Genomic DNA, 25,253 nt, shown 5'->3' with positions numbered 1-25,253 from the left:
TTATATTATTTCATCTGTCAACTTGACAGGGCCGACCGCAAGCAGATGTGCCCTTTTCATTTTCTCAATCATATAATCCGACGGGACGGTCAAATCGTAGCTGGTGCCGCCTTGCTGGATTTTGGTAAACATGGCCTCATTGGAATCGAATGTTTCCTGATTCACATGATAGCCGGTTTGCTTTTCAAATTTACTGATTAATGCAGGATCGATATAATCGCCCCAGTTGAAAAGATTCAGCGTGTTGTCGCCGGTATTGCCTTGGGATTTTTGCAGGTCCTGACTCCAAACGGCTAATCCCAGGCAGACGGCCAGGATGGCGACCGCAATACTAATGAGTCGTTTCATTGATCAACGCCTCGCTTTCTCGCTTGTGCTTGGCCCGCCGACTTTGACCGGCCCGTTGCAGGAAGTAGTAACCGACAACCAGCAGTAAGGCAAAGACGAACATGACCCCGGATAACGCATTGATTTCCAAGCTTATACCTTGGCGGGCACGAGCGTAAATCTCGACAGCCAACGTTTCAAAACCATTGCCGGTGACGAAGAAGGTCACGGCAAAATCATCCAGCGAGTACGTAAATGCCATAAAGAATCCCGAGAAAATACCAGGCGTGATGTACGGCACGATCACGCGTGTCAGCACCTGATAGTTGGAAGCACCCAAGTCACGAGCGGCGTCCAGCAAGGAGTGACTCATTTCCTGCAGACGCGGCAGGATCATCAGCACCACAATCGGAATGGAAAAGGCAATGTGGCTCATCAGCACCGACCAGAATCCCAGCGGAACCTTTAACGCCGTGTAAAAAATCAGAAAACTGGCACCGATAATAACATCCGGGCTTACCATCAAAATGTTGTTGAGTGACAGGACCGTATTTTTCATCACGGGACGGCTGGTTCGATCAATGGCCAGCGCGCCTAATGCACCGATAATTGTCGCAATTAAGCTCGACAGCAACGCCACCAGCAACGTATCCAGAACAATCTGAATCATTCGCGTATCCGCAAATAGCTCAGCGTAATGTTTCCAGGTGAAGCCGGAGAAGTTGCTCATCCGGTCACCAGTCGAAAACGAATAGATCACGAGATAAAAAATCGGCACATACAGACAGATGAACACGAAAATCAGATAAAGGTTGGACCACTTAAACTTACGCTTCATGACGGCGCACCCCTTTCTTCTTTCGTTCACCGGTCAGGAACATGATGATAAACATGGCAACAATCAAGACCACGCCGATCGTTGAGCCCATACCCCAGTTCATTGTCGTCAAAAAATGCTCTTCAATGGCGGTGCCAAGGGTGATGACTCGATTCCCGCCAATTAACCGGGTTAACATGAACAGACTTAAACTGGGAATGAAAACCGCCTGAACCCCTGATTTGACCCCTGAAATCGTCAACGGCCAAATCACTTTGGTAAACGTCTGCCAGCCTTTTGCCCCCAGATCTTGCGAGGCATTCACCAGATTTTCCGGCAGCTCTTCAATCGCATTGAAAATCGGCAGAATCATGAACGGAATTTCGATGTAGGCAGCAACAAAAATAAAGCTGAAATCAGTAAAGAGAAATTGTTGCGGCGCAATCCCAAACATTCCTAAGAAACTGTTGACCCCGCCGTCCTGGCTGAAGATGCCGATGAACGCATATGCTTTTAGCAACAAGTTGATCCACGTCGGTAAAATGATCAGTAACAGCCACAGTTGCTTGTGCTTGGCATAATGCAGCAGATAAGCAGTCGGATAACTGATCAGCAACGTGGCAAAGGTGATCAAAAAAGCATACCAAACCGAATTTATCGTCATCATAATATAAGTGCCGGATTTAAAATAAGTTTGGTAATTCGCCAAGGTAAAATGGCCGCTGATATCAAAAAAGCTTTGATAAACGATCAACACCATTGGCGCAATGACAAATAGTGCGAGCCACATCACATAAGGCGTGTAAAATGCAACATTCGTGGTGGATTTTTTCACGATGACCCTCCTCAGATTCAAAATCTAATGGTGCCTGCCAAGTGTTGGCCTTTCCAGCCTATAAACACCAACAGACACCCATCCCCCTACCACGAATCAGTCGCCTTCGTAGGTTTCCAGCCGTGCGTCGAATTCCTCTTCGGATTCGTTCAACCGCATGACGTGAATATCTTCGGGATCAAAGGTTAATCCGACTGTTTCCCCGTCTTTTGCCGGATTTGTCGAATGAATCAACCATTCATTTTTCAGTTGGTCGTACGCGACAATTTCGTAATAATCGCCGCGGAACAGTTGGGTGTCAACTTCGACATTCACTTTGCCGGCGTCGGCTGCCGTGATGTCCAAATCTTCTGGACGCAGGACAACTTCAACCGGTTCATTTGGCCGCATGCCGGCGTCGGCGCATTCAAACTGTTTACCATTGAATTCAACCAGGAAGTCCTTAATCATATGGCCGGGGATGATATTACTTTCGCCAATAAAGTCCGCAACAAAGTGATTGACCGGTTCATCGTAAATATCGACCGGCGTGCCACTTTGCTGGACCTGGCCATCGTTCATGACAAAAATTTCATCCGACAGTGCCAGCGCTTCTTCTTGATCATGGGTCACAAATAAGAAGGTGATCCCCAGCCGTTCCTGCAATTCGCGCAGTTCGTACTGCATATCCTTACGCAGCTTGGCATCAAGTGCTGACAATGGTTCGTCCAAAAGCAACACTTGCGGCTCAAGGACAATCGCCCGGGCAATGGCGACGCGTTGCTGTTGGCCGCCCGATAGCTCAGAAATCTCCCGGTCGGCATACCCTTGCAGCCGAACCATTTTAAGCGCATCCGTCACTTTAGCCTGAATCGTGTCCTTGCTCATACAATGCAACCGCAACCCAAATGCAACATTGTCAAAGACATTAAGGTGCGGAAATAGCGCGTAATCCTGGAAAACTGTGTTGACCTTACGTTGGTTAGCCGGGACATCATTTATTTTTTTGCCATCAAAAAGAACTTCGCCTTCCGAGACATCCAAAAATCCTGCAATGGCGCGCAAAATCGTTGTTTTACCGGAGCCAGACGGGCCAAGCAGCGTATAAAACTTTCCTTGTTCGATTTCGATATTGACATTTTTTAATACTTGCGTGTCGCCATAACGCTTGCCGACATGCTTCAGTTCCACAATAATGTTGCTCAATGACCCCAACTCCTTATAAATAAGATGCTGTCGCAACCAGCAGGCACTTGCTGCGACCCGTTGCTGCGTTGACAAGTTGATGTTGTTTCGTTGCGTGAAAATAAATGGTTTCGCCTTTTTTGGCAACATAAGCCTGATCGCCCAGCAGCAGTTTCACTTTGCCGCTGACGACGTAAACAAAGGTCTCGGCCGGGGATGGTTCAAACGTTTTAAAAATGCCATCCGGCGCAAAATCGATCATCACCGGCTCCATCTCATTTTCATTACTTTCCGGCACCAGCCACTTCAGTTGGTAGCCTTTATCCTCATCCAGATAAGTGACCTGGTCTTCTTCGTGGTAAACCAGCGAATCAACCGGCTCTTCCCGGAAAAAGTCTGCTGGAGATTCGCCTAGAACGCTCAGAATATCAAAGAAGGTCTCGAGTGACGGTGAACTCTGGTCATGTTCAACCTGCGAAATATACCCTTTCGATAAGTCGGTCCGCTCCCCGAGTTCTTCCTGTGTCAGGTTTTTTCGAATGCGCAGATCACGAATTTTACTACCAATGTCCATGGCACACCGCCTTTTTAGGTTTCTTTAAACTAAACTTCAAGTTTACTGACTCTGCCTATTATACAAATGTCATGCATCAACGCAAGCTTTTATAACTGAGATGGGCAAAAATATTTTTCAAGCGGGATTGCCTGGCTGAAAATTTAATGAATATCGCCTAAATCGTTAGCAGCACAGAAACAGCGGCATCGCATTTTCTTTTAAGAAAAGGATGCCGCCGTTCGTTTATCTATTAAGAATAGTGCCGCTCTATAGCCAGACTTCTAAGATCAAACTTCCTCCAAAGACGTCAGAGTCGCCGCATTTTCGGTAAAGTTAACATTTTGATTCAGCCGCTGGGCCATCGTCATGGTGATGTAGCCTTTTTCCATCAAATCATGGATAGCTGTTCGTTCTGTGGCAAACGCGATGGCGCGCAACCGACTTAGCTCATGTTCGTACTGGGTGGATTTATGCGTATTCAATGCCTTGACCGAGGCGAGGCGATTGCGGTACTGGACAATCAATGAATAAATCACCTGGCGATTGTAATGGTGAGCCTTGTTTTCTTTTTGCCGGAGAAATTTCGACAAGTACTTCAACCCGCCTTTTGCCGTTTCTTTTTCAATGAACAATTTCTCGTTAAAGAAGCGATGCGAGCGGTTCTGCTCACTGGCTACCGTGTACCAGAAGTGTGATAGTCGCAACGCAGAACGGTCAAAAAGCATCCGCAGTGTCGGCCGGCCCGAGCGTTTAGCCATCGAGTCCAAATCATCCATTCGGTGCTTTAATTGCTTGCGCGCTTTGGCGTAGCTTTTTGACATAATTTTATTTTCGCGCCACAAATCATCCAACGCATATAATTCGCCTTGAACCCCGACTTTGCGCAGGTCGAGCTCATCTTGGACCAGCGGTGGAATCGCTGCCCCGGTGTCTTCAGCCAGTTCCAGTCGCCGAATCAGATTCTGATATTCTGCGATGAGATCCAGTGCCGCTTTTTGATTATTTTCCCGTCGCTCGGATTCAACACGACGCACGGCCATTTGGTACACAAACATCTGTGCCTGACTCAACGAAATAATCCGGACATCATTGGCGTGATCCTCATCATCTTCAGTCTCGTCATCGGTCGCTGCAATAGTGGAACCACGCGTTTGCAAAGGTGCGACAGATCGGGTTACGATCGGCAGAGCTATGATCGCAACAATCAGACTCAGCACCACAACACCAGCCGCGATAAATAACATCAGGCTGCGTTCCGGGAACGGATCACCATTGGCCAGTGCGGCTGGTACCGCGAATACCCCGACCAGCGTAATAGCACCGCGCACTCCTGAAATGCCGCTCAACAATGCCGCGCGCCATGAAGGCTGGTTACCTTTTGATCGCACCGTCAGCAACATATAGCCATAAATCCATAAGGTTCGTAGAATCAGAATGCCTAGATAGACCAACACGACAAAGCCGAGTGCCTGTAACGTGCTGACTTCATGATCAGCAATCGTATCGCGCATCGCCACCGGAAGCTCAATGCCCAGAATCAGGAAAATAATTCCGTTAAGCGTGTAAACAATTAAATCCCAAGTCCGCTCTGACACGATTCTTAGTTCCGGCAAAGCGGCCACATATCGATTATGCTGCGTATTACTCAATAGTCCTGCCACGACAACGGCAATAACGCCGGAAGCGTGCATGAATTCGTCAACAATCAAATAAATAAAAAATGGCGTTAACACCTGCAAAATCGTATGCAGAATCACATCATTGATCCCTTGTTGCAATAACCAGTTACGATTTAGGTTGATGATCCCGATTAAAACAAGCCCGGCCAATGCGCCAACTAACGCCACATAGAGGAAGTCCTGAACGGCGTGTCCAAAAGCAAATGTCCCGGTCAACGTTGCGGCAATGCCATATTTGAAGCCGATCAAGCCGCTGGCATCGTTGATCAGACTTTCACCGCTGACCAAGTGCAAGACCCCACTCGGCAGATGGGTCCGCTTGGCCAGGCTCTGAACCGCAATCGGATCAGTCGGGCTGAGAATCGCGGCCAAGGCAAAACTTGCAGGCAGCGGCAATGGCGGGATTAGGAAGTGAATCAGGTAACCACCAACCAGCATCGTTGCAAAAACCAGAAAAATCGCATTTCCGATGATCGGTCCACGCAGTTCCCATAACTCCCGCCGCGGAAAATGGCGTCCATCGTAATACAAAAGCGGCGCAATGAACAAGAGCATAAACCAGTCGGTCGCTAAGTTTATCGTTAAATGAAAAAACAAAGCCGCGCCGAGTCCCAGCGCGACTTGAATCAAAGATACCGGGACAGCGACAATGTAGTGGCTGAGCACGTTTGACACGATGACCAGCGCCATCAAAAACAAGACGGCTTCGACTAAATGCATTGTGGGGCCCCTTTCTTTTATTTTGAATGTAGGCTATGACTGCAAGGGTTCGCCAATGATGCGGACTTCAGTTTCTAAATCGACACCAAATTTGGCCTTAACCGTTTTCTGGATCAGATGGATCATATCCAGATAATCAGTGGCAGTTGCGTCACCCAAATTGATGATAAAGCCTGCATGCTTCATTGAAACCTGCGCACCACCAATAATGTGGCCTTGCAGTCCGGCTTTTTGAATCATCGGACCGACAAAATGATGCGGCGGCCGCTTAAAGACTGAACCGCAAGACGGATATTCCAATGGCTGTTTAGCCGCCCGTCTTGCATTCAGTTCGTCCATTTTGGCGCGAATTGCCGGTTTATCGCCGGGTTTCAGGGAAAAAGTAACGCTTAACACAACATCGCCGGTATCCTGAACAATACTATGGCGATACCAGAACTTCAATTCGCGATGGTTATAGGTTTTGAATTCACCTGCGCGCGTCAACACATGGGCGCTGCTGATGACATTGCAGACTTCACCGCCGTATGCCCCAGCATTCATGAAAAGTGCGCCGCCGACACTACCTGGAATTCCGGCCGCGAACTCAAGACCGGTCAATCCGGCGCGATACGCAGCTTCAGTCGTGTCAATGAGGCGTGCGCCAGCCTGAGCCGTTACGGTGTTATCGTTCACCGTAATCTCGTTCATGGCCGTCAAAATCAAGACCAGTCCACGGATACCGCCATCGCGCACAATTAAATTACTTGCGTTTCCGATGACCGTCAAAGGCAAATGCTGCTGCCGGGCCGATTCAACTAAAGTCCTAACCTCGGCAACGTTTTTAGGAAACGCCAGTATATCGGCTGGCCCACCGGTTTTTGTAAACGTATAATGGCTTAACGGTTCATCATGCATGATGGTGATCCCTTCAAGCATCCGTGGTGCATCTACCACAACATCAGGTCCTTTCAAAAAGACTACTTATATATTTTAGCAGAATTTGACGCTTGTGAACACTTACCTCTCCGTGCGTTTGTTAGAAAAGTCTAGTAGAATAAAAGAGTAATGTAGCGATAGGAGTGAACGTTTTGAAATTAATTTCATGGAACGTGAATGGCTTGCGAGCCGTCTTAAAAAAAGACTTTATGACCATTTTTAATGAACTGGATGCTGATTGGTTTTGTCTTCAGGAAACCAAAATGCAGGCAGGCCAAGTGACGCTTGATCTTCCTGGCTACTATCAGTATTTTAATTACGCGGAACGCAAAGGTTATTCAGGCACCGCGATTTTTACGAAACACAAACCGCTCAATGTGACTTACGGCATGGGGATTCCCGAGCACGATAAGGAAGGCCGCATCATTACGCTTGAATATCCCAAATTTTACTTGATGACGGTTTACACTCCCAACTCTGGCGGCGAGCTCAAGCGACTCGATTATCGTCAACAGTGGGATAAGGATTTTCGCGACTACACTAACCAGTTGGCGGCCAAAAAGCCCCTTGTTTATTGCGGTGACTTAAACGTTGCCCATGAACCGATCGACCTTAAGAATGATAAGACCAATCACCACAACGCTGGGTTCACCGATGAGGAACGTGCCGATTTTACCAAGCAGCTTAAGAGCGGCTTTATCGACACTTTCCGCTATCTGTATCCCGATACGGTCACTTATTCTTGGTGGAGCTATCGGTTTCACGCGCGCGCCAATAATGCCGGGTGGCGCATTGACTACTTTGTCGCCAGTTCAAACTTTCAGCCATATGTCAAAGATGCCAAAATTCTCACCGATATCATGGGCAGTGACCACTGCCCGGTTGAACTCACTACGCAAGATTTACTATAGGAGCGTCAATAATGGACTTTATTGCCATGGATTTTGAAACTGCGAATCGCAAACGGGCCTCGGCCTGTTCGCTTGCCTTAGTGGTTGTGCAGCAAAATCGGGTTGTTGATAGTTTCTACACGCTCATCGACCCGCAGATGCGCTTTGACCCGCAAAATATTCGCATTCACGGGATCACACCGGATATGGTTCAGAACCAGCCGACTTTTGATCAGGTTTGGCCGCATATCCAGATGTTTTATACTCCCGGCCGAATTGTCACGGCTCACAATGCCCCGTTTGATGTGTCGGTGTTGCGCCTGACACTTGACCGGTATGGCATCGCTGCGCCGCGGTATCAGGTGATCGACACTGTTCGGACTTCACGGCAATTTTTACCGAAGCTGCCGAATCATCGGTTGGATACGGTCAGTGCTGCGTTAAAAATTCCGCTGGAACATCACCACAACGCGTTGGCAGATAGTTATGCCTGCGCGCGGATTCTCATTGCCGAGAACAAACATTTTGGTGAAGCCCGAGCGAAAGCCATGATGAAACTGGCTAAGGCTGGTTGATGAATAGGCCAAAATCTGAATGAAGATCATAATTTTTAGCCGAACATAAAAACGAACGTATCCAATTTCGGAATGCGTTCGTTTTTTATTCCACAAGGTTAATTTGGTTGGAGTTTTTAAGATATTAGTGCCAAAGCGTAGCAATCGTAGGCCAGATGGGGATCAGCCGTGGAATTGTTGTTGGTGGGGCGGTCTTTGCCCCGCCTACAACAAGGACGAGCTTTGAAACCGCGGTTTTTGCGGGTTCAAAGTCGTGCCCACAGCGTTCCATCCCCAGCTGGCCGGAGATTGCGGAGTTTGGCACGGCTCGGAGCTTATTGCCTAAACTTCTTTGACCTTTGGAATTCGCTAAACTGTGAACGCTCAGACAAAATTATGGCTCAGTATCAATTTAATTTAGAAACTGTGCTGTGCTGTCCTGTCATATCACTTTTTAGCAACGCTACGCTCTGACTTCCAGATGCTAAAGGACGTTTTCATCGACTGCCACAAGCCTGAACCGGAGTAAACCAACACATTGTTCCGGTAGACTTTTACCGTAAACATGGTAAACAGCACGAGGAAGACGAGGCTGATGGCGACGCTGATCCACGCCTCGCCCATGCTGGCCCGACCTAATGACATCTGGGTGGGCATCACAAAGACATTCAGGAATGGAACATAGCTGGTAATCTGTGCCAAAGCCGAATCGCTTGATTGAGCCGCAATCGTAATGAAATACCCAATCAACCCCAGCATACTAATCGGCATGGCCGCCTGTTGGACCTGTTCCTGATTGGAAACCAGCGAACCGGTCAGTGCAGCCAGTACTGAGTAAGTCAAGGTGCCGATGATGAAGAAAACGACAATCATTGCTGTGGTGCCAGACACCAGAATCGAGAAGTCAAACTGTTTCAAAACACCGGACACAAACGACTGATTTTTGACGAATTGCCAACTAATCACCCCGGCAACCACATAAATTGCCAGCTGTGTCAGTAACAACGCGAAGATTCCGGCCAGTTTACCGAAGAATTGGGCGGTTGCGCTCACCGAAGACAAAAGAATCTCCATGATGCGCGAGCCTTTTTCCGTAGCAATTTCCTGAGCAAGAATCGAGCCATAAACCATGGTCACCATCAAGATCAAAATCATGACCACAACCGCAACCCCGTGATTCATCAATTGCGTTGAGTTTGACTTGGTCACCTGTTTGCCGTTTTCGATGGCCACCGTTTTAGTGCTGACCATTGGCGGTTGCGTCAGTGCACTGACTTGCGCTGCCGTGAGATGCATACTTGCTGCGGTGCTGCTAAGTTTCAAACCGCTGAGTGCCGTGACCAAAGTGGTTTTATCCACCTCTTGGCCGTTATCCCGCGAAACATAGCGCGAACGGAATTGATCTTTGGCACTGACGGTTAAAATGCCGTCAACTTTCTCATCGTTCAGCGCCGCATCGGCCTTTTCACTCGATGGGTACACTTTGAAATGCAAATCATCGTTGTTTTGCTTACTTAATGCCTGACTGACTGCGCTGACATCGCTGACGACTGCCACTTGGGCGGGTGCCTGCGTTTTGGCAATGTAAAAAGCAATGGCGATAAGACCAAAAAGATCCACGAACCGCTTTTGGCATTCTTTTTGTAAACCTGACTCATGACGACCCAGAATTTATGCATGTGTTTCACCAACTTTCAAGCGGAAAATCTCATCAAGCGTTGGCGGCTGTTGCCGAAATTCCGGTATGTACCCATTGGCAACTGCTTTTTCAAAAATTTGGCGGCCCACTGCGGGATCTGCCAGCGTCAATTCAAATTCCTGACCATGTTGACGAATATTCGTCACACCGTCAAAGGCTTGCAAATCATCCCGGGATAAGCCTGACTCAATGAAGAGTTTCGTCCGGCCAAAGCTTTCGCGGATGTCACCGACAGCGCCATTTAAGACCATTTTTCCTTGCTTCAGCATCACCAAATGATCCGAGATGGCTTCGACATTGGCCATATCGTGGCTGGAATAAATAATCGCCGCGCCATTGTCTTTTAGCATCTCAATACCAGCCATTAGCAAGCTTGCATTAACCGGATCCAACCCTGAGAAAGGCTCATCTAGAATCACCAGTTTAGGCATATGAATCATGGTCGCAATCACTTGCACTTTTTGCTGGTTACCTTTGCTCAGGTCCTTGATTTTATCGGTTGCCTTGCCTTTAACCTGAAAACGTTCCAACCATTCGGGAATCCGGGCTTTCACATCCGCCGTCTTCATCCCGCGCAATCGGGCAAAATAAATAATCTGATCCTGCACGCGCATCTTCGGGTATAAACCGCGTTCTTCAGGCAAATAGCCGATGATGTCATAATCCTTGGCCGTGAACGGATGGTCATTCCAGGTAATCGTTCCGGAGTCTGGGGTCAAAAAATTCAAAATCATTCGGAACGTCGTTGTTTTACCGGCCCCGTTTTGGCCAATCAGTCCCATAATTTCGCCAGGCTTGACGGTAAAACTCACATCATCAACCGCCGTCATGGTGCCAAAAGTCTTGACGAGATCTTTAACTGCTAACATTGCACACCTACTTTCTTAATTCATGTCATGCTCCACATTGCTAACAGTGTAGCATGTATACTTTGCTTATCAAAATATAATCTTTAACTATCATAGCCAATGATTAACCTGTTACACTAAAAATAGCACTAGAGCCACCACTGGTCTTAGTGCTATTTTGGTTGAAATTGAAATAAAAATCGGTGCCGCCAAAGTTATTTTAAGCTTTGAAGCAATGTTTCATAGCGCTTACCCTGGGGAACAAATTCAAGATGACGGGTTGTATCCGACTGCTCATCTTTTTGAAAGTGCACCAGCAAATCGGCTTCGGGTTCGCTTGCACCCAGAAAATCCGGCCATTCAACGACTGAAACGCCGTCACCTTCAAAGTATTCTTCAAGTCCAAGATCTTCGGCACCACCATCTTCCAAGCGATAAAGATCCATATGATACAGTGGCAGCCGACCGTGACGATATTCGCGAATAATCGTAAACGTCGGACTTTTGACATAATCCGTAATGCCTAGACCCTTAGCCAGACCCTTGGTAAAACTGGTTTTGCCGGCACCAAGATCGCCATCCAAGAGAAGGACATCCCCTGTCTGTAAATGCGGACCTAGCGAAGCGGCGAATGCCTGTAGTTCGGCTTCGCTGGTAAAATCTTTTTTCAAGCTTGTCATAGCAAGGCCTGGGCCGCTGTAATAATGGCCAACTTGTAGACGTCTTCTTCGTTAGCGCCACGACTGAGGTCGGAAACCGGCTGATTCAAGCCTTGCAGAATCGGGCCGATGGCTTCAAAGCCGCCAAACCGCTGGGCAATTTTGTAGCCAATGTTGCCGGATTGCAATTCCGGGAAAATAAAGACATTGGCTTCACCGGCAACTTTGGACTCCGGCGCCTTTTGCTTAGCAACGGTCGGGACAAACGCCGCGTCAAACTGCAACTCACCATCCAATGCCAAATCCGGTGCCAGCTCGTGAGCTTTCTGGGTTGCGGCCACCACTTTGTCCACTTGTTGTCCCTTAGCGCTTCCTTTAGTCGAAAATGACAGCAAAGCAACCCGCGGTGGATCGATGTCGAATAAAGCCGCCGTTTTCGCTGATTCAACCGCGATTTCTGCCAGTTGATCGGCATCCGGATCGATATTAATCGCATTGTCCGCAAATAAGTATCGTTCATCCCGGCCACGCTGCATGATAAACGCACCGCTAACAAGATGAACGCCAGGACGAGTCTTGATGATTTGCAAGGCCGGCCGCACGGTATCAGCCGTTGAATGCACCGCACCGGAAACCATGCCGTCTGCTTCTTTCATGTAAACGAGCATGGTGCCAAAATAATTGGCATCCTGAACAATCTTTTCCGCCTGCTCAGGGGTTGCCTTGCCTTTCCGCCGCTCAACGAACGCGGTCACCATCTTGGTGTGAAGATCATCATGCTCAGGATCGCGAACCGTCAACTTGCTTAAATCCCAGCTTTTTTCGGTTGCCAGGTTATGAATTTTCTCAGGGTTACCCAGTACAATCGCCTGCACCAATCCATCGGCGGTCAGTCGTACCGCGGCTCCTAGAACACGCGGATCCTCGCCTTCCGGAAATACAATGCGCAAATGCTTGTCGTTAATCTTGTCTTTTAAGCTTTCAAATAAATCCAAATCTTATCCCTCCATAAAAGCGCTTTATTCCTTAACATCATACCGTTTTTATCGGGTCGTGACCAGCGGAAGACAATGGAAAAACACTTTGCGTGACTTGATTAACTCGCCGCAGTCACGGTTTCTGGCAGTTGCCAATTAATCGGCGTTTCGCCCATTTTCTTCAATGCTTCATTGGTACGGGAAAATGGTCGGCTGCCGAAAAAGCCGCGAGATGCCGACAACGGACTGGGATGGGCAGAGGCAATGATCGCATTTTTGCTGGTATCAATCAACGCAGCTTTCTTCTTGGCAGCATTGCCCCACAAAATAAACACAACCCCGCCACGCGCAGATAAAGCCGCAATTGCTGCATCGGTCAGCTCCTCCCAACCATGATTCTGGTGGGAATAAGCCCGGCCTGCCTGCACGGTCAAGACCGCATTCAGCAACAAGACCCCTTGATCGGCCCATGCCTTCAGATACCCGTGATGTACCGGCGGATAGCCTAAATCGCTTTGTAATTCTTTATAAATATTTTGCAACGACGGCGGCAATGCCACACCAGGCGCCACGGCAAAACTCGCCCCCACCGCCTGATGCGGATTATGGTACGGATCCTGTCCCAAAATGACCACTTTGACATCATGAAATGGCGTCCATTCGAATGCCTGAAAAATGTGATGCATTTCCGGATAAATCGTTTTGGTCGTGTATTCTTCCTTTAAGAACTCATGCAGCCGGGCATACTCGGGACTTTCAAAAATCGGTTCCAGCACCGTCTGCCAATCATTATGTATTAATGTTTTCAAAAGCTGCACCTCCGCAAATAGTGTACAAGAATCCCTGCGCGTTTGCTACCGGGCAAGCGCTTTTCATGCTAAAATTAAGGACGTAATCGCACCATGACAAACCGGAGGGAACAGTAATATGATCAAACTTATTGCATCAGACATGGATGGCACGCTTTTGAATGACAAAATGGAAGTCTCAGACGAAAATGCCAAGGCCATTCGTGAAGCACAAGCCGCTGGTATCGAGTTCATGGTTGCCACCGGGCGCGGTGTTACCGAAGCCAAGCCATTATTGGCGGCACAGCAGCTAAAGCCCGCGTTCATCACGTTAAACGGCGCCATGGTTTTTGACGAGGTCGGCAAACCGGTTGTCACCATCCCTATCGCCGATGATTTAAGCCAGTACGTTATCGATACTTTACAAGCAGCCGACATCTACTTTGAAATCACAACTAACAAAGGCGTCTTTTCCGACAGTCGGGTTAAGCGCATTCAGAACGTGGCAGACTTGCTAGTCGATCTCAACCCTGATACCACTTACAAGCTCGCCGTTGCTTTGGCGGCTGCCCGGTTTGAAATCATGAATATTAATTATGTGGATGACTATCAAAAATTACTGGACGATCCGACGATTCAGATTATGAAAATCATCGCTTACACCGGCGAAACACCTGACATTTTAAAGGCCCCGGCTAAAGTATTTAAAGCGACCGGCAAATTAAGTGTCACATCCAGTTCCGTTAACAATATTGAAGTCAACAATATTAAGGCGCAGAAAGGTTATGCGGTTGAAGCTTATGCCAAACAAAAAGGCATCACAATGGATGAGGTCATGGCCATCGGTGATAATCTGAATGATGCCAGCATGATCAAAATGGCCAAATACGGCATCGCAATGGGCAACGCGATCCCTGAAATCACCGACTTAGCCTGGGGTACAACCGGCACCAATGGCGAAAATGGCGTTGCCGAGGCGATTCGCAAAGCCATTCGGATCAATAAAGCGGAAGCAACTAACGCGCGTTTCTAGGATTGACAGCTGAACCACATCATGCAAGCCTTCAAGGGAGGTTAGCAAATGGCGTTATATCTTGACATCAATGCATTGAGTACCGGCAGTCTTAGTGTGGTCAAAACCGACAATGGTAAGCCTGCCTACATTCTGACCGCCCGTCACGGTCTCATTAACGGTGGTTTCGATTTGAATACGCTCAGTGGCAACCCGTTAGGTTCGATCCGGCAGAAAACGGTTAGTGTTTTCCCGCGATATGATCTGTACATCGCCAACCGGAATGTTGCCAGCGTCAAAAAAATGTTCGGCGTCTGGCATCAATTTATTTTTATTTCAAAACTCAACTGGGTGGCTATGGGGAATCTCTTAAATAACCATTACCAGGTCTTCCACGGCGTTAAAACGATTTTCAGTGCTGAAGAAGTTGCCCCGGCGATCGTCAAGCTAACCATTCCTAACAATCGTGACATTCCAGCCGCCATTTTGCTAGCCGCCATCCTCGATCGCTTCCGCCACGTCGGCGTGGCCGATCCGCTCAAACGTTACGAGTACGGCCTGGACTTTCCGGATTAGCGTCTGGGTTTAAAAAAGCTCCTCAAACAAATAGACATCAGAGAAGGAAACGCATCTCTGATGTCTATTTGTTTAGTGCATTGTGTCTCTGCCGCAAATCTCAGCCGCTACTCACCCACCGGCCGAACCATATGATCATAACGATGACTGCCGATCATGAGTTCACCTTTTTTGACAAAGCCATTGCGTTCATATAGTTTCTTGGCGCGCGGATTTTGCTGGTCAACATTCAAACTGACAACATCCGCTTTGCGGGCGCGCGCAACCGGATCAACGGCTTGCAACAATTTTGTGCCAATACCATGACCCTGAGCGCTCGGCGCCACTGCCAGCGTGTCCAGATACCATTCTCCCGGGTAAGTTTCCGTATCCGTAAACAGCGAGGATTGTGGCGTTAAGCCCAGCTTTGGCAATAACGGTTGCAAGGCGTCATCAATGTGTGCCTCCTGTTCGTGCAGATATCCGACTGCGATGCCTTCAATTTTGCCATTTTGATCGGCCACGAGCATCTGGGGATAGCCGTAGCGATAAGTCGGCAGAAGAAATGCCTGTTGCAATACTGCATAAAGCGTCTTCTTCGGCACGCGCATCAGTTGTGGAATTTCCATTTCGGTAAAAACAATATCAATTAGTGGTGCTACTTGAGCAGCATCCGCAGGTTTACTTGGACGTATGATCACAAAAATCGCTCCTTTTTCATGTTGTTTATTATAGCAAAAAAAGCGAACGTTCGCGTGTTACCGCTTCCGAATCATTAATCAAATGTTTTTAAGCGAATAAGTCCAATTTTCCGCCGTTCTGGGTTAAAATATGTGAAGAGTTGTGTTGGCTTGCTGCCTACTAGATATAGTCAAGTGGTATAGCTACAACGCAATATCTTGTTCCAATTTTCTTTTTGGCGCGACCCTGTTTGGCAAACCATGCGGGACCGACGAACGGAGGTGAGGAGCAGAAAACTATTTGAAGGAGCGTACTGGGTTGAAAGTTACTTTCAAGGACGTCACGATGTCCTACGATGGCAAGACAGATACCCTGAAGGATCTGAATTTTACCATTCCCGACGGCACGCTGGTTTCCCTGCTGGGTCCTTCCGGCGGCGGTAAAACCACAACGTTGAATTTGATTTCAGGGTTGTTGTCCCCTACTGCTGGGCAAATCTTTTTTGGTGACACCGATGTGACCAAAAAAGATGCCTTAGCCCGTAAAGTCGGCATGGTATTTCAGAACTACAGTCTGTATCCGCACTTGTCAGTGTTAGACAATATCGCCTTTCCGCTGAAAATGGCTAAAGTCAGCAAGGCCGAGCGCCACGCTAAAGCTAAGGATCTTGCCAAGTTGGTCCATGTCGAAGACCAGCTTGACAAGAAACCGGGTGCCTTGTCTGGCGGCCAACAGCAGCGTGTCGCTATTGCGCGGGCGCTGGCCAAATCACCAAGCCTATTGTTGCTGGATGAACCGCTCTCCAATCTTGATGCGCGGCTGCGAATCGAGATGCGGGAAGAGATTCGCCGAATTCAGCGCGAAACCGGCGTTACGACCATCTTCGTCACCCATGACCAGGATGAAGCCTTGCATATTTCCGACAATATCATGGTTCTGGCCAATGGGTCGATTCAGCAGTTCAGTTCACCGCAGACACTCTACGATCAGCCTAATAACCTGTTTGTAGCTAAGTTTATCGGCGAACCTGTCATTAACACCATTCCGGCACAGGCCTTAGCTGCCGATCTTGCAGGAGCCGTTCCGGAAGATATCTTGAAGCAGGCCGAAACCGCCGGCATTCGCAGTGAGGCACTCATCCCTTACGATGCCGGTGAGAATGTGTTGGCCAAACTCCATGGCAAGATTACCCAAAGTTCTAAATATGGCCGGGAAGCCACCGCCAATATTACTTACAACGGTGAACATCTCTTGTCGACCGAAATGGCCGGTGTTTCCGGTAGTCAACCGGAGTTGGATTTTTATCTCACCAAATCAGGATTTTTTCTCTTTGATCAGTCTGGCGCCTTGATTTTTGGTGGTGAAAGTCATGCTAAATGAAAAAGCCAGCTTAAAATCGACAGCCAAGGCAGCGTTGTATTTGCTGCCGATGCTCGTCATTACCATTACCTTTAACATCTGGCCGATCATCAATTCTTTTTTAATGAGCCTTTACACCAAGTATGACTTTTACACGGATAAGGTCAGCGGCTGGGGATTCGACAATTTCGTCTATCTTTGGAATGATCCGGATTTTCACCTTGCCGTCCGCAATACCTTGGTCTTTGTAGTTGGCGTGGTGCCGATAACGGTCATTCTGTCGCTGATCATTGCGTTGCTGCTGAATCAGGTCAAGATCATTTCCGGCTTTTTCCGAACTGTCTACTTCTTGCCGTTCGTTACCAGTACCGTCGCCATTGCCATGGTCTGGAACTGGATGTTTCATGGCAATTACGGCCTGGTCAATTACTTCTTGAGTTGGTTTAGTGTTCATCCGATTAACTGGCTGACCGACCCGCACTATGCCTTGCTGGCGCTGATCATTATGAGTATTTGGAAAAGTCTTGGTTTTAACATCATTCTCTTCCTGGTTGGCTTGAACAACATTGATCATGGCTACTATGAAGCGGCGGAAATCGACGGTGCGAATGCTCGTCAACGATTCTGGAACATCACCATTCCGATGCTTTCGCCGATTACCTTCCTGGTTTCGGTCAATGGGATTATCGGTAGCTTTAAAGTCTTCGATGAAATCTTTGCCTTGTTCCAAGGAACACCGGGACCGGGTAAGGCCGATTTGACGATTGTGTATTACTTGTACCAGAAGTTTTACACCGAGTATAAGTATCCGATCGCCGCGGCATCAGGCGTTGTGCTTTTCTTCCTCATCTTGCTCGTGACACTCGTGCAGTTGTGGTATTCGCGCAAGCACGTTCACTATTAAGGGGGGAAGCAAAAAATGGCTAAAAAGCTCAGTAAGGTTTTACTTTATCTGATCGTTATTTTAGGGGCCATCACCATGCTGATCCCCTTCTTATGGATGATCTCGACGTCATTGAAAACAGCACCGGAAACCATTGCGGTACCGCCGATCTGGATTCCCAAGTCCCTCCAGTGGGGCAATTACGTCAAGGCATGGAATGAAGCACCGTTTGGTCAGTACTTTATTAACAGTATTATCGTCACAGTCGTCACCACGGTCGGCCAGCTTTTCACCAGTATTCTTGCCGCATTCGCCTTCGCACGGCTGAAGTTTTACGGCAAAAATATTTTGTTCATCATCTTTTTGGGAACGATGATGATTCCTGGGGAAATGCTGATCATTCCTAACTTTGTGACCCTGTCACACTTAGGGCAAATCGACCACTACGGCGCGTTGATTCTGCCATGGTTGGCTAGTTTCTTTACAGTTTTCACGTTGCGTCAAACATTCCAATCCACACCGGATCAGATTTATTACGCTGCCAAAATCGATGGCGCCTCGGATTGGAAATATCTATGGCAGGTGCTTGTCCCGATGAGCAAGTCCACCATCACGGCGGTGACCGTCCTTCAAGTCATCGGTTCATGGAACGCCTTCATGTGGCCGTTGATCGTCACCAACTCCGATAAGATGCGGACCCTGCCAGTCGGCTTGCAGGCCTTCACGACCGATGCCGGCACACAATATCAACTTTTGATGGCGGCTTCTACTTTCGTCATCATTCCAATGGTCATTTTGTATATCTTCTTGCAGAAGTACATTATTGCTGGGATTTCTAAAGCTGGATTGAAAGGATAATCTATCAAAATGAAAAAGCAAAATTGGGTAAAACGAGTCTTACTTGCAATGCTGACGATCACACTGGTTGCTGTCTTGACCGCGTGTGGTAGCAACAGCAGCAAATCCAGTTCCACGACTAAGAGCGATTCAGGCAAACGTGTCACCATCACCTTCTGGCATGGCATGAACGGTCCTTACCAAAAAGCCATCAACCAGATCATTACCGATTTCAACAAGAGTCAAAAGCAATACAAGGTGGTCGGAACCGCGCAAGGTAACTACACGGCTCTGCAGCAAAAGATCATGGCTGCGGCCAAGTCACGCAACCTGCCAACCATTGCCCAGACCACTTACACGACCGTTCCTGATTACGTTAAAAACGGTTTTATCACCCCACTCGATCAGTACATGCTGAAGGGTGACAACAAGATGAGTGCCAGCGACTTGAAGGATATTTATCCAGCCTTCCTGTCAAGCTCGAAGTATCAAGGCAAGTACTACAGTGTACCTTTCTCCAAATCAACCCGAATCCTTTTCTATAATGAAGCACTGATGAAGAAGTACAACATCGACAAGCCTAAGAGTTGGGAAGACATCAAGAAAGATGCCGACAAGCTGAAGGCTGATGGCGTTGCCGCGATTGGTTTTGACAAGAGTTTCGATATGGAATTCGAAGGTTTAGCCCGTCAAGCCGGCAATCCGCTCATTTCCGCCAAGCCATTGAAAGCCAACTTGGACAGCAAGAAGACCATCACCGCCGCCAACTTCATCATGGACATGGTCAACAATGGTGAAGCCAAAACTGCAGGTGAAGATATTTACGGCGACAAGAACTTCACTTCCGGTAAAACTCTCTTCTATGCGGGTTCAAGTGCCGGAATCACGAACATGAAGCAAAATGCACCTAAAGACTTCAAGTGGGGCACCATGCCGCTGCCAAGCTACAAAGGCAAGAAAGCGACCGAACTCGCCGGTAATGACATCGTCCTCTTCAAGTCCGCTTCAACCGACCAGCAAAAAGGTGCTTGGGCATTCATGAAGTTCCTGCTATCTGAAAAGGAAACTTCCAAGTGGGCCCAGTTGACCGGTTATGTTCCGCTGCGTAAGTCCGCGGTTCAATCAGCTGACTTCAAGAAGTATTTGAATGAAAACGAAACCAGCAAGGCTGCTGTTGATTCCCTCGGCTTCGGTTTCCAGTCCACGGCATTCATCGGCTTCTCGGAATATCGTAACGATCTTCTGAACGCGGTTGATGCCATGCTAACGAAACACGAAAAGCCGGAACAGGCATTAAAGACCTTGCAAGGCCAAGCTGAAACCATTATCAAGACAAATAAGTAAAGCAGCTCAATCATTCGCGTAGATGATTGAAGCTAAGCATTGTTTTAAATAGCGCCAGACATGATCGACCCCAGAGATGCACCGCGTCTCTGGGGTCGATTTGTTTCAAGCGATACCTGCCCGCTATGATTGCTCAAATGAAATTCTTTATTTGCTTTTCAAACATCCGCGGAGTACGATTTAATGTTCTCAAAAATATTGACGAGACATTGGAGGAAATCACGTGACTACAATTCGCTTTTTAAATGGGTTAAATACCATTGGCGGAAATATTGTCGAGTTTGCCACTAAAACCAGCCGGGTCATCATGGACTTTGGGGTTGCGGCTGATTTAAGCCAGGAAACTGTAGCTTCGGCCCTCGAGCAGGGAAAACTGCCGCATGTGCCGAAACTCTTTTTCAATCAACCTGATCATTTTTCCGACGAAGCAATTTTTATCTCCCATCTGCATATTGATCACATGGGCGCTTTGCAGTACTTGCAAAAAAACATCCCGATTTATCTTTCGGAACCGTCCTACCGCCTCTATCGACTGCTCATTCAGTTGGGTATCGAAAAGCCGGTTGCAAACCTGCATCCGCTCGCCTTTGAAACTCCGCTTGCGGTTGGCGATCTGACGGTCACTGGGTTTCACAGCGATCACGACGAGCCGGGCGTCATGGCGTTGCTGATTGATGACGGTGCGCACCGCTTTGCGCATTCAGGCGATGTCCGGCTCAACGGCCCGCATGCTGATCGGGTTCACGCATGGGCAAAACGGTTTAAGGAAGAAAAAGTGAGTCTTTTGATGCTGGAAGGCACTAGTTTTTCGTTTGACACGCCCATTCCTGTTGAGGATCAGAATCATCCCAGTGTGCCATTGACGGAAATGAGCCTGCAGACCAAGTTTCAGCAATTATTGGCGGATAGCTCTCAACTTGTGGTCATCAACCCTTACAATCGCAATTACGAGCGCTTAGCGGCGTTCCAAGCCTCGGCTCATGTCAATGGTCGGCAAATGGTTTGGGAGCCAAATGAAGCTGCCATTTTAACAACCATGACCGGCACGCAACCCGATGCCATTCTCGGCCAAACGATCCAGCTGACTGACATTGCCCAGCAACCGCAACGCTACGTTCTTCAAAACAGCTTTGCAAATCTGGCCTCACTAGCCAACTTACCGATCAGCGCGTACGTTCACAGCAACGGTGAACCGCTGGGCGACTATGATCCGCGGTTTACCCAGCTAAAAGATTGGCTAGCTGACCACCAGATTCCATTAGTGTTCATGAACGCCTCAGGCCACGCCGCTCGGGAAGATTTGATTGAACTAGTCAAAGAAGTCAACCCGCGTGTCGTCGTGCCGTGGCATAGCTTCCATCCCGAACGCGAGGCTGACGCGATTGATGCCCAGACAAATGCCGATGTTCTATTGCCGGAAAAGGATTTGTATTACGATTTCGATCCTTTAACTGAAGAAGAATAGTTAGCAAAAAACAGGCTGCAAGAACACTTTGCAACCTGTTTTTTTTAATACTGGAATAGATCATCTACCGTTGTCTGTAGCTGCTTGGCTAAAGCAAAGGCTAAGGAAAGTGTCGGGTCATATTTATTGTTTTCAATGGCGTTAATGGTTTGGCGTGTGACGTTAACGGCATCGGCCAGTTCCTGCTGAGTCAGATTTTGCCGGGTTCGGAGGGTGCGGATTTTATTTTCCATGAAACACCAAAAAGAGCAATCCAAGCGTGAGGATGATCACCACTAGTGCAATTGTTAGATATAAAACCCGGCCTGGTCCTTTATCTGTTTGATCAGCATGATGCTTGAACCATTCATAACTGGCAATTTGAACAACCATAACAACATTGACCACAAAGAAATCAAAGTTAGTCTGTCCGGTTCGAATTAGTTCATAGATTCCACTAGACCACAGCATTAAAAACATCATCAGGTAAGCAATTCTAATTGAGCGGTCAGCAAACTTACGCTCCATTTCATCCATTTTTCTCAAGGAAGCCACCCCCTTAATGTCAAATTCTTTTTACATCACGATTATATACCACTCAAAATAGATGTCAAAAGTTTTTGACTTCAAACATAAACCATTTAATGATCCCCGCAGCATTTAAACCAGTAACCCACTAATGCCAAATTAAAAAAGAACCAGTCACTGACCGATCCTTTCAATAAAGCTCTTATTACGCTCATTACCGCCGTTCAAACGCCGCCACAATACGATCGTAATCCAGCTGATCCGTCGTTGACACGCGATAGTCGGCCGCGGCTAACTTGTCCGCATCCCCAATGCCCACCGCAAATTGGCCAGCCGCTTTGATCGCCGCAATGCCGATCGGTGCATCTTCAAAACTGATGACCTCAGCGGCTTGCAACCGCAACAACTGCTGGGCTTTGATATAAATTTCCGGATCGGGTTTGCCATGATGAAGACTTCTCGGGTCAACAATGGCATCGAACTGTGAAGCTAAGCCCAGTCGCTGCAAAATCATCGGGGCATTTTTAGATGCCGAAGCAATCGCCATTTTCAAACGGTGTTGCTTGGCCTTTTCCAGTAGCAACGGGACCCCCGGTAAGATATCTGCGGAGGTGATGGACGCAACTAATGCCCGGTAGCGCCGGTTTTTCTCTTCCGCCAGCGCCACCTTTTGCGCCTCATCATAATTCCGTTCCTGATGGCCGTACCGCAAAATCAGTTCAAGCGAGTCCATGCGCGCGCGGCCGCGTAACGCCGCATCTGCTTCAGGCGGCAAGTGAATGCCCAGCCGCTCAGCCAACTCATGCCACGCCGCTAAGTGGTACTTTGCCGTGTCGGTTAAAACACCGTCCAAATCAAAAATAAAACCTTTAAGCATGGGCATCCTCCACTTCCAAGTGCACCGTTTTGCCATCAATGATAATATCCAACGCCGGCCCGGCCATTAGTGAGACATTGACCTTTTGCCCGACATCAACGGCTAATAAGCGCCCGCGATAATTGAGTTTGAACTGATATCGGTGCCAATTTTTCGGCAACTGGGGGTGGAACCGCAGCTGATCATGATCGTAGCGCATGCCTGCGAAGCCTTGCACGATTGCCAGCCAGCTACCGCTCATGGACGTGATGTGCAGGCCGTCTTGCGTATCGTGATTGTAATCATCCAGATCCAATCGGGCAGTGCGGGCGTAAAGTTCAGTTGCCTTATCGATTTTGCCGAGTTCAGCTGCCAATACTGCATGAATAGAAGGACTCAGCGAACTTTCGTGAACCGTGAGCGGCTCGTAAAAGTCAAAGTTGCGTTCTTTTTCCGCCTTGGTAAAGCGATCATTCAGGAAATACAAGCCTTGTAACACATCGGCCTGTTTGATGAACGGTGAGCGCAAAATGAGATCCCATGACCAATGCTGGTTAATCGGCCGCTGATCTGCCGGAATCGTGCTGGCAGGCCGCAAATCCTTATCCAGGAAGTTGTCCTGTTGCACAAAAATACCTAATTGATCATCGGTCGGATAATACATATGGTCGATAATCGCCTGCCAATGCTGCTTTTCCTGCTCGGTCACGGCAAGGGCAGTCACGACATCGGCATCGCCTTTTGCCAGCCGTTCTAACGTATACTGCAACTCCCACACGGCCATGGTATTGGTGTACCAGTTGTTATTCACGTTATTTTCATACTCGTTGGGGCCGGTCACGCCATGGATCATGTATTGTTGGGTGCGCTGACTAAAGTGAACCCGATCCGCCCAAAAGCGCGCGATCCCCACCAACACTTCCAGACCATCATGCTTCACATAACTTTCGTCGCCGGTATAAGCCGTGTATTGATAAATCGCAAATGCAATGGCAGCGTTGCGGTGAATCTCTTCAAACGTAATTTCCCATTCGTTATGACATTCAATGCCATTAAACGTCACCATTGGATAGAGCGCGCCAGCTAAGCCTTGTTGCCGAGCATTGTGAAACGCCCCTGGCAACTGGTCATGCCGATATTGCAGTAATGCCCGCGTCACTTCCGGCGGGGTCACAGCCAAATACATTGGCACGATAAATGCCTCCGTGTCCCAGTACGTCGCCCCACCGTATTTCTCGCCAGTAAATCCTTTTGGCCCGATGTTAAGTCGCTTGTCTTCGCCGTAATAAGTCATAAACAGCTGGGCAATATTAAACCGAATGCCTTGTTGGGCGGCCGGATCGCCTTCGATCACGACATCACTTTTAGCCCAGCGCTGGTCCCAGCGGGCAGTGTGCGCAGCCAAATGCGCTGCAAAGCTTTGGGCGCTTACTTGCTTCATCAGCTGAGCCGCCGCCGTTGCTTGGGCCGCTGGTGCAACATCACGGCTGGTGACCACAATCGTGTCTTTTTCCAGTTGATAGCTCTGGCCTTCCGCTAACTGCACCGTCACCTGCTCATGTAATTGACCGCTTGTTGTGGCGACCTGACCGCTTACCGGCTGATCATTCACGCGCAACTGTTGTTTGAGCAAAACAGTAAACTGCGGCACCCCGTAAGGATTAGGTTTTGTTTGCAGCTGAATGCTTTTGGCACCCGCATCTTCATGCAGTGGCACCCAAAAACGCTCATCATAATTGCTGTCTTCGTTGGTGACCTGACCATCCAAAGATGCATTAAACGTTATCGCAGCATGCCCACGCAACACTGTAGCCTTGACGCTCACAAACGCCGCTTCTTTAATCGTTTGGCTTAAAAACCGGGCAAATTCAAACCGCACCTCAACACCATCGCCAATGTAAACAAAACGCCGTGTCAGCAAGCCCTGATGCAAATCCAGCGCAAGATAAAAATCTCGATACTGACTGGTTGCCAAATCCACCTGCTCGCCATTGACCGTAATTCCGATCCCCAGAAAACTCGGTGCATTAATCACCTTGCCAAAATATTCAGGATAGCCGATTTTCCACCAGCCAACCCGGGTTTTATCCGGAAACCAGACACCGCCTAAGTAAGTGCCTTGAAGTGAATCGCCACTATAGCCTTCCTCAAAGTTGCCACGGAGGCCCATATAGCCATTGCCGACCGCCGTGATACTTTCCTGCAACCGCCGATCAACCTTATCCAAATGATGCGTGGCAACCAGCCAAGGATCAATTTCAAATAATCGTTTCAAATTTTTGCCCTCTCTATGCAAATTGAACGTGCAACTGTCAATTTGTCA

The 25,253-nt window shown here is 48.2% G+C and carries 24 protein-coding genes and 2 pseudogenes; 9 read left to right on the top strand and 17 right to left on the bottom strand.

All coding sequences use genetic code 11. The features are described 5' to 3' along the window. Positions 1 to 39: 39 nt before the first annotated feature. From LBCZ_RS04670 to murB, 7 genes and pseudogenes are all read right to left on the bottom strand, one after another. Positions 40 to 348: pseudogene (locus tag LBCZ_RS04670) on the bottom strand (spermidine/putrescine ABC transporter substrate-binding protein); the annotation flags it as partial. Continuing rightward, complete coding sequence (locus LBCZ_RS04665) at positions 332 to 1,165, bottom strand: ABC transporter permease (protein ID WP_010489273.1); 834 nt, start codon at positions 1,163 to 1,165, stop codon at positions 332 to 334. The pseudogene LBCZ_RS04670 and the gene LBCZ_RS04665, both read right to left, overlap by 17 nt. Continuing rightward, a complete protein-coding gene (locus LBCZ_RS04660) occupies positions 1,155 to 1,979 on the bottom strand; it encodes an ABC transporter permease (protein WP_025013059.1) in 825 nt (274 codons plus the stop codon). The genes LBCZ_RS04665 and LBCZ_RS04660 overlap by 11 nt, the downstream gene beginning before the upstream one ends. A 96-nt stretch (positions 1,980 to 2,075) precedes the next feature. After that, positions 2,076 to 3,164, bottom strand: a complete 1,089-nt coding sequence (locus LBCZ_RS04655) for an ABC transporter ATP-binding protein (RefSeq protein WP_025013058.1) — start codon at positions 3,162 to 3,164, stop codon at positions 2,076 to 2,078. 13 nt (positions 3,165 to 3,177) lie between these two features. Further along, a complete protein-coding gene (locus LBCZ_RS04650; RefSeq protein WP_010489279.1) occupies positions 3,178 to 3,717 on the bottom strand; it encodes a helix-turn-helix domain-containing protein in 540 nt (179 codons plus the stop codon). 269 nt (positions 3,718 to 3,986) lie between these two features. Next, complete coding sequence (locus tag LBCZ_RS04645; RefSeq protein ID WP_025013057.1) at positions 3,987 to 6,098, bottom strand: cation:proton antiporter; 2,112 nt, start codon at positions 6,096 to 6,098, stop codon at positions 3,987 to 3,989. A 33-nt stretch (positions 6,099 to 6,131) separates the two neighbouring features. Continuing rightward, positions 6,132 to 7,034 (bottom strand): UDP-N-acetylmuramate dehydrogenase, encoded by a 903-nt coding sequence (murB, locus tag LBCZ_RS04640; RefSeq protein WP_025013056.1) that lies wholly within the window; start codon positions 7,032 to 7,034, stop codon positions 6,132 to 6,134. Positions 7,035 to 7,168: 134 nt separating this feature from the next. On the opposite strand from murB, the gene LBCZ_RS04635 reads away from it, so the two are divergent. Continuing rightward, positions 7,169 to 7,927 (top strand): exodeoxyribonuclease III, encoded by a 759-nt coding sequence (locus LBCZ_RS04635; RefSeq protein ID WP_025013055.1) that lies wholly within the window; start codon positions 7,169 to 7,171, stop codon positions 7,925 to 7,927. A gap of 11 nt (positions 7,928 to 7,938) precedes the next feature. Beyond that, the gene (locus tag LBCZ_RS04630; RefSeq protein WP_025013054.1) at positions 7,939 to 8,481 is read left to right on the top strand and encodes a 3'-5' exonuclease; all 543 of its coding nucleotides are present in this window, start codon (positions 7,939 to 7,941) and stop codon (positions 8,479 to 8,481) included. Between the two features lie 426 nt (positions 8,482 to 8,907). Here the strand turns inward: LBCZ_RS04630 and LBCZ_RS04625 are convergent. The 5 genes and pseudogenes from LBCZ_RS04625 to LBCZ_RS04605 all read right to left on the bottom strand — a co-directional run bounded on the left by LBCZ_RS04625 (position 8,908) and on the right by LBCZ_RS04605 (position 13,452). Continuing rightward, positions 8,908 to 10,139, bottom strand: a pseudogene (locus LBCZ_RS04625) (ABC transporter permease). Then, positions 10,132 to 11,028 carry an ABC transporter ATP-binding protein gene (locus tag LBCZ_RS04620; RefSeq protein WP_025013053.1) on the bottom strand — a complete coding sequence of 299 codons (897 nt, stop codon included), beginning with the start codon at positions 11,026 to 11,028 and terminating at the stop codon, positions 10,132 to 10,134. The pseudogene LBCZ_RS04625 and the gene LBCZ_RS04620 overlap by 8 nt, the downstream one beginning before the upstream one ends. A 194-nt stretch (positions 11,029 to 11,222) precedes the next feature. Beyond that, positions 11,223 to 11,687, bottom strand: a complete 465-nt coding sequence (tsaE, locus tag LBCZ_RS04615) for a tRNA (adenosine(37)-N6)-threonylcarbamoyltransferase complex ATPase subunit type 1 TsaE (RefSeq protein ID WP_025013052.1) — start codon at positions 11,685 to 11,687, stop codon at positions 11,223 to 11,225. After that, positions 11,684 to 12,661 (bottom strand): phosphate acetyltransferase, encoded by a 978-nt coding sequence (gene pta, locus LBCZ_RS04610; protein ID WP_025013051.1) that lies wholly within the window; start codon positions 12,659 to 12,661, stop codon positions 11,684 to 11,686. The genes tsaE and pta overlap by 4 nt, the downstream gene beginning before the upstream one ends. A gap of 101 nt (positions 12,662 to 12,762) precedes the next feature. Then, a complete protein-coding gene (locus LBCZ_RS04605) occupies positions 12,763 to 13,452 on the bottom strand; it encodes a uracil-DNA glycosylase (RefSeq protein WP_010489295.1) in 690 nt (229 codons plus the stop codon). Positions 13,453 to 13,570: 118 nt separating this feature from the next. Here LBCZ_RS04605 and LBCZ_RS04600 point away from each other — a divergent pair, with 118 nt between their 5' ends. Then, positions 13,571 to 14,464: a Cof-type HAD-IIB family hydrolase gene (locus LBCZ_RS04600; protein WP_025013050.1), complete on the top strand. Its 894-nt coding sequence runs from the start codon at positions 13,571 to 13,573 to the stop codon at positions 14,462 to 14,464. 48 nt (positions 14,465 to 14,512) lie between these two features. Continuing rightward, entirely contained in the window at positions 14,513 to 15,019 is a 507-nt protein-coding gene (locus LBCZ_RS04595) for an LURP-one-related family protein (RefSeq protein ID WP_010489299.1), read from the top strand. Between the two features lie 107 nt (positions 15,020 to 15,126). Here the strand turns inward: LBCZ_RS04595 and LBCZ_RS04590 are convergent, their stop codons facing one another. Beyond that, positions 15,127 to 15,699, bottom strand: a complete 573-nt coding sequence (locus tag LBCZ_RS04590; RefSeq protein ID WP_039638852.1) for a GNAT family N-acetyltransferase — start codon at positions 15,697 to 15,699, stop codon at positions 15,127 to 15,129. 298 nt (positions 15,700 to 15,997) lie between these two features. Between LBCZ_RS04590 and LBCZ_RS04585 the strand changes: the two genes are divergently transcribed. The 5 genes from LBCZ_RS04585 (at position 15,998) to LBCZ_RS04565 (ending at position 21,567) form a co-directional block, all read left to right on the top strand. Next, the gene (locus LBCZ_RS04585; protein WP_010489303.1) at positions 15,998 to 17,059 is read left to right on the top strand and encodes an ABC transporter ATP-binding protein; all 1,062 of its coding nucleotides are present in this window, start codon (positions 15,998 to 16,000) and stop codon (positions 17,057 to 17,059) included. Next, positions 17,049 to 17,942 (top strand): carbohydrate ABC transporter permease, encoded by an 894-nt coding sequence (locus LBCZ_RS04580; protein ID WP_025013049.1) that lies wholly within the window; start codon positions 17,049 to 17,051, stop codon positions 17,940 to 17,942. The genes LBCZ_RS04585 and LBCZ_RS04580 overlap by 11 nt, the downstream gene beginning before the upstream one ends. Positions 17,943 to 17,957: 15 nt before the next feature. After that, positions 17,958 to 18,779 carry a carbohydrate ABC transporter permease gene (locus LBCZ_RS04575; protein ID WP_039638850.1) on the top strand — a complete coding sequence of 274 codons (822 nt, stop codon included), beginning with the start codon at positions 17,958 to 17,960 and terminating at the stop codon, positions 18,777 to 18,779. Positions 18,780 to 18,788: 9 nt separating this feature from the next. Beyond that, positions 18,789 to 20,102 carry an ABC transporter substrate-binding protein gene (locus LBCZ_RS04570; protein ID WP_039638848.1) on the top strand — a complete coding sequence of 438 codons (1,314 nt, stop codon included), beginning with the start codon at positions 18,789 to 18,791 and terminating at the stop codon, positions 20,100 to 20,102. A 223-nt stretch (positions 20,103 to 20,325) separates the two neighbouring features. Beyond that, positions 20,326 to 21,567 (top strand): MBL fold metallo-hydrolase, encoded by a 1,242-nt coding sequence (locus LBCZ_RS04565; protein WP_039638846.1) that lies wholly within the window; start codon positions 20,326 to 20,328, stop codon positions 21,565 to 21,567. A gap of 44 nt (positions 21,568 to 21,611) precedes the next feature. On the opposite strand, the gene LBCZ_RS04560 is transcribed toward LBCZ_RS04565, so the two are convergent. From LBCZ_RS04560 to LBCZ_RS04545, 4 genes are all read right to left on the bottom strand, one after another. Beyond that, positions 21,612 to 21,800 (bottom strand): helix-turn-helix transcriptional regulator, encoded by a 189-nt coding sequence (locus LBCZ_RS04560; protein WP_025013048.1) that lies wholly within the window; start codon positions 21,798 to 21,800, stop codon positions 21,612 to 21,614. After that, the gene (locus LBCZ_RS04555) at positions 21,790 to 22,083 is read right to left on the bottom strand and encodes a hypothetical protein (RefSeq protein ID WP_225421684.1); all 294 of its coding nucleotides are present in this window, start codon (positions 22,081 to 22,083) and stop codon (positions 21,790 to 21,792) included. Before LBCZ_RS04555 ends, LBCZ_RS04560 begins: the two co-directional genes overlap by 11 nt. A 205-nt stretch (positions 22,084 to 22,288) precedes the next feature. Continuing rightward, positions 22,289 to 22,951 carry a beta-phosphoglucomutase gene (gene pgmB, locus LBCZ_RS04550; protein WP_025013046.1) on the bottom strand — a complete coding sequence of 221 codons (663 nt, stop codon included), beginning with the start codon at positions 22,949 to 22,951 and terminating at the stop codon, positions 22,289 to 22,291. Continuing rightward, positions 22,944 to 25,205, bottom strand: a complete 2,262-nt coding sequence (locus LBCZ_RS04545; RefSeq protein WP_039638843.1) for a glycoside hydrolase family 65 protein — start codon at positions 25,203 to 25,205, stop codon at positions 22,944 to 22,946. The genes pgmB and LBCZ_RS04545 overlap by 8 nt, the downstream gene beginning before the upstream one ends. Positions 25,206 to 25,253: the final 48 nt, after the last annotated feature.

It is taken from the genome of Lacticaseibacillus casei DSM 20011 = JCM 1134 = ATCC 393 (assembly GCF_000829055.1).
In the GTDB taxonomy this organism is placed as follows: domain Bacteria; phylum Bacillota; class Bacilli; order Lactobacillales; family Lactobacillaceae; genus Lacticaseibacillus; species Lacticaseibacillus casei.
Note: the sequence above shows the minus strand (reverse complement) of the source record. Positions and strands in the feature narration are given on the sequence as shown.

Coding starts and splice junctions, on each gene's coding strand:
- LBCZ_RS04665 (WP_010489273.1), bottom strand. CDS start 1,165: ATGAAGCGTAAGTTTAAGTGGTCCAACCTTTATCTGATTTTCGTGTTC.
- LBCZ_RS04650 (WP_010489279.1), bottom strand. CDS start 3,717: ATGGACATTGGTAGTAAAATTCGTGATCTGCGCATTCGAAAAAACCTG.
- LBCZ_RS04645 (WP_025013057.1), bottom strand. CDS start 6,098: ATGCATTTAGTCGAAGCCGTCTTGTTTTTGATGGCGCTGGTCATCGTG.
- LBCZ_RS04630 (WP_025013054.1), top strand. CDS start 7,939: ATGGACTTTATTGCCATGGATTTTGAAACTGCGAATCGCAAACGGGCC.
- LBCZ_RS04620 (WP_025013053.1), bottom strand. CDS start 11,028: ATGTTAGCAGTTAAAGATCTCGTCAAGACTTTTGGCACCATGACGGCG.
- tsaE (WP_025013052.1), bottom strand. CDS start 11,687: ATGACAAGCTTGAAAAAAGATTTTACCAGCGAAGCCGAACTACAGGCA.
- LBCZ_RS04600 (WP_025013050.1), top strand. CDS start 13,571: ATGATCAAACTTATTGCATCAGACATGGATGGCACGCTTTTGAATGAC.
- LBCZ_RS04595 (WP_010489299.1), top strand. CDS start 14,513: ATGGCGTTATATCTTGACATCAATGCATTGAGTACCGGCAGTCTTAGT.
- LBCZ_RS04580 (WP_025013049.1), top strand. CDS start 17,049: ATGCTAAATGAAAAAGCCAGCTTAAAATCGACAGCCAAGGCAGCGTTG.
- LBCZ_RS04575 (WP_039638850.1), top strand. CDS start 17,958: ATGGCTAAAAAGCTCAGTAAGGTTTTACTTTATCTGATCGTTATTTTA.
- LBCZ_RS04570 (WP_039638848.1), top strand. CDS start 18,789: ATGAAAAAGCAAAATTGGGTAAAACGAGTCTTACTTGCAATGCTGACG.
- LBCZ_RS04560 (WP_025013048.1), bottom strand. CDS start 21,800: ATGGAAAATAAAATCCGCACCCTCCGAACCCGGCAAAATCTGACTCAG.
- LBCZ_RS04555 (WP_225421684.1), bottom strand. CDS start 22,083: ATGGATGAAATGGAGCGTAAGTTTGCTGACCGCTCAATTAGAATTGCT.
- pgmB (WP_025013046.1), bottom strand. CDS start 22,951: ATGCTTAAAGGTTTTATTTTTGATTTGGACGGTGTTTTAACCGACACG.